We start from the raw sequence: 10,499 nt of genomic DNA, 5'->3' as shown, positions 1-10,499 counted from the left end.
ATAGAAGGGTCTAGCCCTAGTTAACTCGCTCGAAATGGCGAAAATCGCCGAGTTAAGAGGGTCTAGCCCATCTAAAGTACAGAGCAATCCCGCCAAAAGTGAGAAAACAGTCCAGCTAAGGGGGCCTAGCCCTAGTTAACTCGCTCGAAATGGCGAAAATCGTTGAGTTAAGAGGGTCTGGCCCATCTTAAGTACGGAGCAATCCCGCCAAAAGTGAGAAAACAGTCCAGCTAAGGGTGCCTAGCCCTAGTTAACTCGCTCGAAATGGCGAAAATCGCCGAGTTAAGAGGGGCTGCCTGTCTTAGCTCGGCGCTCTGCTGCTCCAGCGCAAGCATGGGCCAGTGTTCCGCTGATGAAATAAGAGTGCCTAGGCACTCTTATTTCATCAAGTCCACGCGCTGCGGAGCAAATAGAAGCGGTATAACGCTTCTATTTTTCTCCCGACTGCCGAAGAACGGCGGCTCGCGCCCAGATAATAGCGGTTTACCACTCTTAATTGTCCGAGGCGAGGGGGCCGCCGCCCAGCACTCCCCCGCAATACCCAAAGGCCCCGCGGCCGCTTAACCAGCGGCAGTGGGGCCTTTTGGGCGCATGGGGATGCGCCGGTTACTTCCGGATATACGTCTGAATCGTATCCGGTACTTCTTGCAGTTCGTTCAGGCGGTAGAACGCGCCTTTCGGCTGTACATCAACGGTGCCGGTGTTGTAAACCCAATCGCCCGGCACCGGGATGTGGATGGCGTGAATGCCCGCGTGCAGAGCGGGCAGCACGTCCGTCTTGACGGAGTTGCCGATCATCCATGTATGCTCGCGGTCGAAGCGTTGCTCTGCCATAATCGTCTCCATAAACTCGCGGGATTTATGCACGGTGATGAAAATGCGATCATCGAAGTACTGAGTCAAGCCGAGATCTTTCACTTTTTTCATCTGAATCCCCGCGTCTCCGCCCGTGTACAGGTAGAGTCGGTGGCCTTCCTCTTGCAGCCGCAGCAGCGTTTCGTTCATCTGCGGAAAGGGCTCAACGGTGTAGGCATACACGGTGTTGCCGAGGTCCGTGAGAAATGCTTCCTCACCCTCGCTCGTCGGTCGATTGAACCGCTCGGCAAACCATTGGTACGTCTCGACGAACGACTGCGGAAACCGTTCCGGCTTAAAGCCGTGGATATGGATGCCGGCGAGGTCAATCTCCTGCTGCTTGTGGCGTATGTCCTGCTCCGTCAACCGGTGTCCGGCATACCAGGTCTTCATCACATCGGTGAACTGCTCGATGACAATATCAAAATATTTATTACAATGTGCCAGCGTATCGTCCAGATCAAATAGAATCGTTTGCTCTCTCATAGGCGTTCGTCTCCTGCATGGTTTTGAAAATGAAATGAAAACGAAGTTTTCATCAGTATACCACGCGCGGTGCGGATTAGCCTAGCCACCTAGACGCTCTCGCGTCACACCTCTTCCCGTCCGAGTGGGGCATGCCCGCATACTGCCCTACATCGCAATCGTAGCTCCCTTATAGCCGTTATCCGGCGAGTAAGCAGGTTTGTTCAAGCCGCCGTCCTGATCTCCCTCAGGCTTAGGCGCCTCAGCCTGCTGCACCGGATCCGCCGCTTTGGATTCCATCTTGGAGCTGCCTTGGAAGACGCCGCCTTCCTCGATGATGAACGAAGCGGCGCTGAGGTTGCCGTGCAGCGCGCCGGTCGACGTAATCGTCAGTTTGCCTTTCGTCGTAATATTGCCGTGAACACTCCCGGCCAGCACGACATCCCGTGCGGAAATATTCGATTTGACGACGCCGTTCTCACCGATAATGACATCGCCTGCACAGTCGACATCGCCGGTAATCGTGCCTTCGATCCGCAGGCTAGCTTCCGATTTGATGCGGCCTTCAAAGACGGTGCCTTCCCCAATCAAGGTATCGGTTGTGTTGGGATTCAAGAGGTTTTTACCTTTTTTAAACATGCTAGTTGTCATCCTTTCGCATAGCTTTGAGATATGGTTTGGGGTCGATGCTTTCGCCATTTTTGAGCACCTCGTAGTGCAGGTGGGCGCCGGTGCTGCGGCCTGTCGAGCCGACGAGGCCGATGGTGTCGCCTTTTTCCACGGTGTCGCCGCGATTCACAAGAATCTTGTTCAAATGCATGTACCAGGTACGAAGTCCTTTGGAGTGCTCGATGACAATGTTGTTGCCATGATAAATATCTTTCCCTGTCGATACGACGGTGCCGGCAGCCGTTGCAAAAACAGGGTCGTTCTCATGCGCGCCGAAATCGATGCCGGAGTGAAAGCTCGGGATTTTCGTGAACGGATCGGAACGGTAGCCAAAAGGGGATGTGACCACCTTCGTCATCGTCGGCCACAGCGTCGGCGTGATCCGCAGCTGGGCTTGCTTTTCCGCGACCTTTTGCTTCGTGGCGGTTAGATTCACCTGCAGCTCGGCCACTTCGCCGCCAATGGCGGTCAGCGAAGCCGACGTCATCTCGCCAAGCTTCAGGATGTCATCCTGTGACACAGGGTACGGGCTGCCGCCGACGCCGGTGGACGTTGCGGCATCTTCGGCCGCCTTCTTATCCGTGGCGGCGCTGGCCAGCGCTTTGCCGGTCGCATCGTTATCTAGGCCCGCGATCGTTTTGAGGTCGCTTTCCAGCTTTTTCACCTCTTCGAGCTGAGATTTCATTTGTTCCGCTTGTTGGGAGAGCTGGATCACCTCGCTTTGCAGCTGTTCGATGGCAGCGTCCTTGGACGTGACGGTCGCGCTCCATTGCTGATTGGCTCCGCTCAGCTTCGACTGCAAGGCGATCGTTTGTTTTAACGTGTGCGCGTGCAGCACATAGATAAAGACAGACATAAGCAGCAGCAGGGTTAACCCTGCGCCTGCGAGATAAGCAAACAGATGGGACACCCGGAACCGGACTACCGATTGGTTCGCATCCGGAATGATCACCAGTGTCATTTTTTTCGGCTTCCACTTGAATTTCATCCAATTAACCTTCGTCACATTGAACTTTCTCAAAGCTTCAGTATCTCCTGTCGTGGTTGATTTTGGTAACGGAAAGTCCTGTACACCATTCGTCATTTTCTGCCAAAAACCCTGCCGATTGCCCGTCGGTCCTAGGAAAATGAGTCGAAAGTAGGAAGGAATCCTGTTGTAAATACGCGAATCTTCTTATATCAAATTGAGAGAACGAGCAGATATGGAGTGGATCGCGTATGATAAAGCTTGCAGGGATCGATATTGGAAACGACAGCATCAAATTGGTAGTCGACGGCTCGAAGGAACCGTTCATGATTCCCAATATCATCGCGCCGGGATATGAGCGACACATTTTGCAAGAAGAAGACTCCGCTTGGAAAGCGCTTGACGTTGTCATCTACAGCCCAAGCCTCTCGCAGCGAAATCAACGATACTTCGTCGGACAGCTCGCGCTTGAGCACGAAGATAATCTCGAACTGGAAGATACCGATAACAAAGCGCTGTCGGATCAGTCTCTTATCGTGGCCTTGACGGCGCTTGCTTACCAAGGTCTCGTAAGCCAAACCGCCGCAAGCGGCTACGGACAGACGGACGAGGTCGAATATACGATCGGTACCGGCCTCCCAGTGCGCGCCTTCGCCAAATATCATCAGCCTTTCGAACAACGGCTGCTCGGCGAGCACGAGGTAACGTTCCTGTCCACGCCGCAGCTGCGTAACCGTAAAGTCAAAGTGATCGTCCGCAAAGCGGCAATTTCCATTGAAGGCGCCGCCGCCATGTTCCACCTGGCTACGCATGACAGCCTGCAGGTGAAGGATGAGGAAATCTACAGCGGCATTATTGGCGTGTGCGAAATCGGCGCATTGACAACGGATTTTCCGGTGATCAAGCGCATGGCGATCGACAATCATTTCAGCCATGGCGAGCAGATCGGCATTGCGACTTACCTCGACGCGATTATCCGCGATGTGGAAGACGCCTATGGCTACGTGTTCCCAAGCCGCGCCAAATTGGCGGCGCGCGTGAAGAATCGCCAATATACGATTCAATTGCCGGGTGAAGGCCAGGTGGACATCCGCGCGATTGTCGACCAGCATTTCCGCCGCGCTGCGGTGCGCATGGTGGAAATGATCAAAAAGCGTTGGCGCAAGTGCCCGGACATTCAATGCTTCTACGTTATCGGCGGTGGCGCTGCGGCGCTTAAGCCGTATATTCTAGATGCGGCCGGACCGATGAAGCTGAGATTTACGAACGATAGTGAGTTTTTAAACGTACAAGGGTACTTGAAAGTGGCAAAAAGCCGGTTGAATCAAGCTGTTCCCGTCTAATCTATGAAGCGTCTGCGCGAGCAGGCGCTTTTATTTTCATATAAGCATTCCTCCAACTTCAGGTATGGCCAGGTTGGGTTAGGTAACCTCGCCCTTAAGAACCGCCGCTTTCCGCCTGCTTCAGGATCGTAACTTCCATGTAGGTTGTTAGGGTTGTCAGGAAGAAGCAGACCGCAAATGTTGCGCCGCAAACGATGCCCACGAGTGGCGTGTGCCTGCTGAACATTAAGCCGACCAGGATGCATCCCCCGCAGAGCACTATGAGAGCGTCCCCGCCCCAGCGCCATACGGAGTAAGGCAGAAGTTGGCTCACTTTGCCGATAAACTGCGCCGATTTTTTGCCATGCGGCTGTGCTTTGGAGGAAGCAGACGATTGTGAGTCTGGCTCTTTCCTTTTTTTTACAAGAGTCACGATGAAAATGAGCAGGACGAGAAGCGGCTGATAGGCCAGCACAATGACGGGCGAGCAGAAATTGGAAAAGCTTAGCACCTCGGTAATATTTTTAAATGATAGAATCGTGGAGACGACCATGAGCAAGCTGATCGGTTTATTCAAATAAGGATAGTTCGGCTCGTTGATAATCGAGGAGATGCCGATGAGCAGCGCCAGGTAGATTGCGATCATCTTGCAAGCTATCGTTGGAAACCAGATCATGAGCATAACCAAATCCAGACGGTCCAAGAAGTCGGTAATGTGGATCATTTGGACCAGATTGTAAACGGGATACAAAAAATTGCCCGGCATTTTGGGACCCAGCACAGCTATAATCAGAAACAGGAGCATGGTGAGCAAAAAGAGGCCTAGCAGCGCGCCATGGCGGATGGACGACCGGACGTGATTCGAATTATAGAGCATATGAAGAAAGGCGCCCAGAATAAACAGATCGCCGGCGCTTCCTAGCGTTAGAAAACCGCTTGTTAAAAGCTGAGGGCCAGGCGTCGTGAGCGTCGGTGTCAGCAGCCGTGGAAAAAATTCGTTCGCCAGCATGAGCGGCATCGCCAAGATCGTGACCATAAAGAGCGGATAAAATAAGTCATTGACTCTGGCGATCACTTCAACGCTCGTTTTGCCGAAGTACATGAGCAGGAAGCAGGGCAGAAATATCAAGATCTCAAACGGCGTCGAATGCAGCAGCAGCGTCGAGCTGAAGTGTGAGATGGACGCGACATCCCGAACGACAATTTGCCAGAAATGGAACACCATGATCAGATTAACCAGCGTGCCGCCCCACCGGCCCAATACTTCTTTGGTAATTGTAAAGATGTGCTTCTCCGGGTAATGCTTGGTGAGATAGCCGAAGAAAGCGGCGATTCCACACACGTACAAGGCGGAAAAAAAATAACTGTACCAGGCATCCATCTGGCTGATGCGCAGCATCACATTTTGCAACGTTAAGATGCCTCCGCTTGTAATAATCGACGAGGTCAACCAGGAGAGCTGCCGCTGGTTAATAATTTGTTTGGGATCGATGAGAAACACCGCCTTTATGCTTGAAGACCGAGCGCATTGACAAGCCAAGGCGACACGGTGTGAATGAAAAAATAGATCGGCATCGGAACAACAATATGCAGGAACTGACTTGTAAAAATGAGCAACAGGAAAAGGATCGTGCAGATATAAACGACCTTGACCGCTTTTTTTGCGTTCTTTAACGCTTTTCGGTCAAAGACGATGGACACGGCCAACGTAAGGAGATAAAAGGCTGCGAATATGCTATTCATGCGTCATTCGTCTCCCTGCACGACATTTTTACTGATGAGCCCGGAATCGACGATGTTGGCGGTAACGGCAATGTGAAACTGCGCTTCTTTAAAAAGAGTGTCCCAATTCTTCTCGTACTTCGTTTTCCATAAGTAAGGATTCTGCCGCCATACGCGAAGTCCGAGATGCGTAGAATCGGTGCCTTCTTTTTGCATCTTGCGAATGGTTGATTGTACAGCCAGCTGAATTTGTTCGGCGAACTTGTCCTGCAACTGCTCAATCACCTTTGTATCCCCCAGATCCTCTCCTGTATGATCCTCCCGAACGGTGCCTCTGGCATTTATGCTTACCGCAAAATCAATGCGATCGTCGTGTAATACCGGCGTAATGATCGTTTTTCCCCCCAAGACCGTAATGGACACATTGGCATCGTCTCCTTCTTGGACCGGGAACGTATACATTTGCTCTTTCGGCTGCCCCCGGAGCCAGAACAATCCTTTGATTTCTTTGTCCCGGTAAACGCCTACCATCCGGTCGCCCTTAAACTGCACATATCCTTTCAGTTGAACTTCGTGGGATACCTCCTTGGCTGCTTGGGTATCCGCTGTTTCAAAATAGGTGACGATCGGATCGGCACCAAAACTTAGAGAAATCCCGACATCCTTGAGCGAGGTCGGCAGCGCCCCCCGGGATTTGGACATTTCGCGAAGGACCTCTGCTGGAAAGCGCTCAAACTTTGGCTGGCTGTTCAAAAGATCATAGCCTTTGCCTTTCGTGGCGACAAGAAAGCCGATCAACCGGTTCTCCGGGGAGCGGGGCAGCACGTCAAACAGGACATGGATGCCGGCCTTGGCGAGCTTCTCTCCGATGACAATCGTCCGTCGATGGGATAACAGGATGTGACGGGACAGCCGCATTTGCAGCCTATTGTTCGCTTCCCGAAGCGTTTTGCCAACCTCCGAATCGATGTAATAGCTCTTGTTGCCGGACGTACCGCCGCCACCGCCGCTTGCACCGCCCATTGAGCCGGGAAGCGGGAACAAGTAGGCGACCCGGTACTTGCCGTCGTCTTCCAGATCGAAGGAGGCGGTCAAAACAAAGGCGACATCGTTCGTTTCAACCCGGTCCCAGCATCCCGTGAGCAGCGAGCAAGCGAGGAGGAGCAGCGTGGTCCGGGCATATCGCTTAAGACGAGCCATTGGGAGGTTCCTCCTCGCTGGATTTATGCACATGATCGATATTGCTGCCGTCGAGCCCGCCGTCTTTTTTGATTTGTTTGGGAAGTTCGTTGCCCATGCGAGTATTGTCTTGTACCGTCATAAACTCCGGACGTTTAACCATTTCCCAAAGAGGTGCGCGTACCAGTACATCCTTCGTATCTGCCGCGGATAAAGGGCCGATCGGTGACAAGTAAGGAACGCCGAACGAACGCAAATTGGCCATATGTCCGATCAGGATCATGAGCGAGAAGAAAATCCCATAGAACCCGAAGATGGAAGCTGCAATCAGAATGGGAAAGCGCAGCATCCGAATGGCAATCGCACCATTAAATCGAGGAATGGTAAACGACGCAATCCCGGTTATTGACACGACAATGACCATCGGCGCCGAGACGATCCCCGCTTGCACAGCCGCTTGTCCGACGACAAGCGCTCCAAGAATGGACACGGCGGAGCCGACTGCTTTCGGAAGGCGGATACCGGCTTCACGCAGCGCCTCGAACGTAATCTCCATAATGAGCGCCTCGACGACGGCTGGAAAAGGAATGGCTTCCCGTGCAGCGGCGACGCTGAGCATGAGAGAAGTCGGCAGCAGCTCTTGATGGTACGTCGTGATGGCGACGTAAAAAGCCGGCGTTGTGAGCGATAGGAACATGAACACATACCGGAGCATCCGCAGCAAAGTGCCGATCTGGAATCGTTCATAGTAATCTTCATTCGTCTGCATAATTTGAATAAAAACAAAAGGAACGATGAGCACGAATGGAGTGCCGTCCGTTAGGATGGCAACCCGCCCTTGCAAAAGGGCACCCGCCACAACGTCAGGGCGCTCAGTGTATTGCATTTGCGGAAACGGTGAGAAAGCGTCGTCCTGAATGAATTCCTCGATCATGCCGGATTCGAAAATGCCATCGACTTTAATCTGCTCCAGCCGCTTGACGACTTCTTCCACCAATGAAGGCATCGCCAGATCATCCATATAACAGACAACCAGATTGGTGTTGCTTTCCTTGCCGACACTCATCGACTTCATTTTCAGCTTCGGCGTCTTGAGCTTACGCCGGATCATCGACGTGTTGGTGCGGATGCTCTCGACGAAGCCCTCGCGAGGTCCGCGGACGACCGTCTCCGTTTCGGGCTCCCCGACGGACCGTTTCTCAGCTCCGCGAATACCCAACAGAATCGCTTTATCGTTAGCTTCCACGAGCAGAGCGGCGTCACCGCCCAAGACCGACGCGAGCAGGTCCCCGTAGTTGTCGGAGATTTGCGTTTGCGAGACGGGCAGCATCTTGTCTTCAATTTGCGAGATGGCGGTTTCGCCCGTGCCGAGCAGCATAAGCGCCTTCATCGTCTCATTAAGGAGCTGCGTATTGGTCAGCCCGTCGACAAACAGGAGCAGCGCAGGAATGCCGCCTTCCAACTGAAATTCACGGACAACGACGTCCGAGCATTCGCTGAACAGGTCTTTGATGAAGGTATGATTCTCATCCAGCAGGAGGGACAGCTTGGTCTGTTTCAGCTGTTCGATGAACTGATAATCGCGCGGATCCTGCTGCGCTTGAGACGCGCTGCCTGCCGCCGAGCCGGGTGGCAAAGGCCGATCCCGCAAAAGGGCACGCATGAAAAAAGTAGATCGCTTGGTCAAGTTCGGGACACCTCCTGCCGCAGCCGGAATTGGGTTCAGAGCAAAGCATCTATTATTTTGTCGGAAAGTCAGGATTTTATTACGAAAGTTGGAAAAATTTATAGACTCATGAGAGAGAACCAGTTGGAGAATAGCTTTCGGGATGTTGGCAAAAGCTATCGGAGCAAGAAAATACAGGAAGCGGCGAACGCGGCGCAGATGGGGAGGGAAACACATTGATTTGGCTTGCATCATTGCTGCTTTTGTTCATCCTGCAGGCGGCCGCTATTTTGCTCAGCGAGTACAAGAGACCTGCCAAGAGTGTGGCGTGGCTTTCTATTCTATATGTTTTTCCAATTATTGGATTTGTTATGTATTACTTTATGGCACGGGAGTATGTCAGGCGGAAGCGAGTTTACCGGGATCATCGCGGGGAACGCGAGCGGTTTGTGCGTGAGGAAGGGCCGGAGACCTGGCCAGCCAGCATGGATAAAAGGCTCTGCGAGTGGCTGCGGCGGATACCTGGCGCACCGCTGACGGTCCGCAACAGGGTCGCGGTCCTGACGAATGCAGCTGCGACTTATGACGCTTTGCTGGAAGATTTGGAGCTTGCGCAGCGGCATATTCATTTTGAATTTTATACGATTCGCGATGATGAGACGGGGCGGCGGTTCCAGGATGTGCTCATCCGCAAGGCGCGGGAAGGCATTCAGGTACGAGTGATCTACGACGGTATGGGCTCGTACCAGCTGCCCAAGGCCTACGTAGATAAGTTGAGGGCGGCTGGCTGCGAGGTGTATCCGTTCTTGAAACCGCTCATCGCCTTTTTCGAGAAACGGCTGAATTACCGGAATCACCGCAAGATTGTGGTGGTGGATGGCAAGGTTGGTTTTGTCGGCGGCATTAATATTGGTGACGAGTATTTGGGGGGAGACCCGAAGCTCGGCTTCTGGCGGGATACGCATTTGAAAATGGAAGGCGAGGCGGTTGCAGATTTGCAGCGCACGTTTCTGACGGACTGGGCTTTTGTCAGCGGCCGGCAGCTCCGGAATAAAGACCTGTTTCCTAAGCCGGATGTGGAGGAAGAAGCGCATGTGCAGATCTTCTCCAGCGGCCCGGACCGGTACTGGGATACGATTCAGGAGATGTTCTTCACCGGCATGATTGCGGCGCGCAGGCGCATTTATGTGACGACGCCGTATTTCATCCCGGACCCGAGCATTACGATGGCGTTGAAAACCGCAGCGAGCAGCGGCGCAGATGTGCGGGTCATCCTTCCGTACAAGGGCGATTCCCGCATTGTTCGGTATGCCTCACAATCTTATATGCAGGAACTGCTGCAGGCGGGCGTCCGGTTCTATCTGTACCGAAAGGGCTTTATCCATGCCAAGGTCATCTTGTTTGATGACTTCATGGCAACGGCGGGGACCGCAAATATGGATATGCGCAGCTTCTTCAGCAACTTCGAGCTGAATGCGGTCCTCTTCAGCCAGTCGGCGATTCGGCGGCTGGAACAGGATTTTACCATGGACCTGCAGGAGTGCGAAGAAGTGGAGCTAGCCGCTTTCCTGCAAAGGCCGAAGTCCGTCAAATGTAAAGAAGCCATCGCCCGGCTGCTGTCGCCTTTATTCTAGGGCGAGTCTGAATGCTCCTA

At 53.1% G+C, this 10,499-nt stretch carries 9 protein-coding genes; 2 read left to right on the top strand and 7 right to left on the bottom strand.

Annotation, left to right across the window (positions count from 1 at the left end):
- Positions 1–606: 606 nt before the first annotated feature.
- The 3 genes from EJQ19_RS19115 to EJQ19_RS19105 form a co-directional block, all read right to left on the bottom strand.
- On the bottom strand, positions 607–1,341 hold the full coding sequence (locus EJQ19_RS19115; RefSeq protein WP_126142837.1) for an HAD family hydrolase: 735 nt from the start codon (positions 1,339–1,341) through the stop codon (positions 607–609).
- 147 nt (positions 1,342–1,488) lie between these two features.
- Complete coding sequence (locus tag EJQ19_RS19110; protein ID WP_126142836.1) at positions 1,489–1,959, bottom strand: bactofilin family protein; 471 nt, start codon at positions 1,957–1,959, stop codon at positions 1,489–1,491.
- Position 1,960: 1 nt separating this feature from the next.
- Positions 1,961–3,010, bottom strand: coding sequence for a M23 family metallopeptidase (locus EJQ19_RS19105; RefSeq protein ID WP_164716629.1), 1,050 nt, complete (start codon positions 3,008–3,010; stop codon positions 1,961–1,963).
- Positions 3,011–3,207: 197 nt separating this feature from the next.
- Between EJQ19_RS19105 and EJQ19_RS19100 the strand changes: the two genes are divergently transcribed.
- Positions 3,208–4,299, top strand: a complete 1,092-nt coding sequence (locus tag EJQ19_RS19100; RefSeq protein ID WP_126142834.1) for a ParM/StbA family protein — start codon at positions 3,208–3,210, stop codon at positions 4,297–4,299.
- 94 nt (positions 4,300–4,393) lie between these two features.
- On the opposite strand, the gene EJQ19_RS19095 is transcribed toward EJQ19_RS19100, so the two are convergent.
- Genes EJQ19_RS19095 through EJQ19_RS19085 form a run of 4 tightly spaced genes read right to left on the bottom strand, consistent with a single transcriptional unit; the run spans position 4,394 to position 8,842 of the window.
- Positions 4,394–5,779 carry a GerAB/ArcD/ProY family transporter gene (locus tag EJQ19_RS19095; RefSeq protein ID WP_164716628.1) on the bottom strand — a complete coding sequence of 462 codons (1,386 nt, stop codon included), beginning with the start codon at positions 5,777–5,779 and terminating at the stop codon, positions 4,394–4,396.
- A 5-nt stretch (positions 5,780–5,784) separates the two neighbouring features.
- Positions 5,785–6,021, bottom strand: a complete 237-nt coding sequence (locus EJQ19_RS31910; protein ID WP_164716627.1) for a hypothetical protein — start codon at positions 6,019–6,021, stop codon at positions 5,785–5,787.
- 3 nt (positions 6,022–6,024) lie between these two features.
- Positions 6,025–7,200 (bottom strand): Ger(x)C family spore germination protein, encoded by a 1,176-nt coding sequence (locus EJQ19_RS19090; protein ID WP_164716626.1) that lies wholly within the window; start codon positions 7,198–7,200, stop codon positions 6,025–6,027.
- On the bottom strand, positions 7,187–8,842 hold the full coding sequence (locus tag EJQ19_RS19085; protein WP_126142843.1) for a spore germination protein: 1,656 nt from the start codon (positions 8,840–8,842) through the stop codon (positions 7,187–7,189). Before EJQ19_RS19085 ends, EJQ19_RS19090 begins: the two co-directional genes overlap by 14 nt.
- Positions 8,843–9,081: 239 nt before the next feature.
- On the opposite strand from EJQ19_RS19085, the gene cls reads away from it, so the two are divergent.
- Complete coding sequence (cls, locus tag EJQ19_RS19080) at positions 9,082–10,479, top strand: cardiolipin synthase (RefSeq protein WP_126142831.1); 1,398 nt, start codon at positions 9,082–9,084, stop codon at positions 10,477–10,479.
- Positions 10,480–10,499 lie beyond the last annotated feature (20 nt).

Source organism: Paenibacillus whitsoniae (assembly GCF_003955665.1).
GTDB lineage: Bacteria > Bacillota > Bacilli > Paenibacillales > NBRC-103111 > Paenibacillus_E > Paenibacillus_E whitsoniae.
This window is presented reverse-complemented; position numbering and strand designations above follow the sequence as displayed.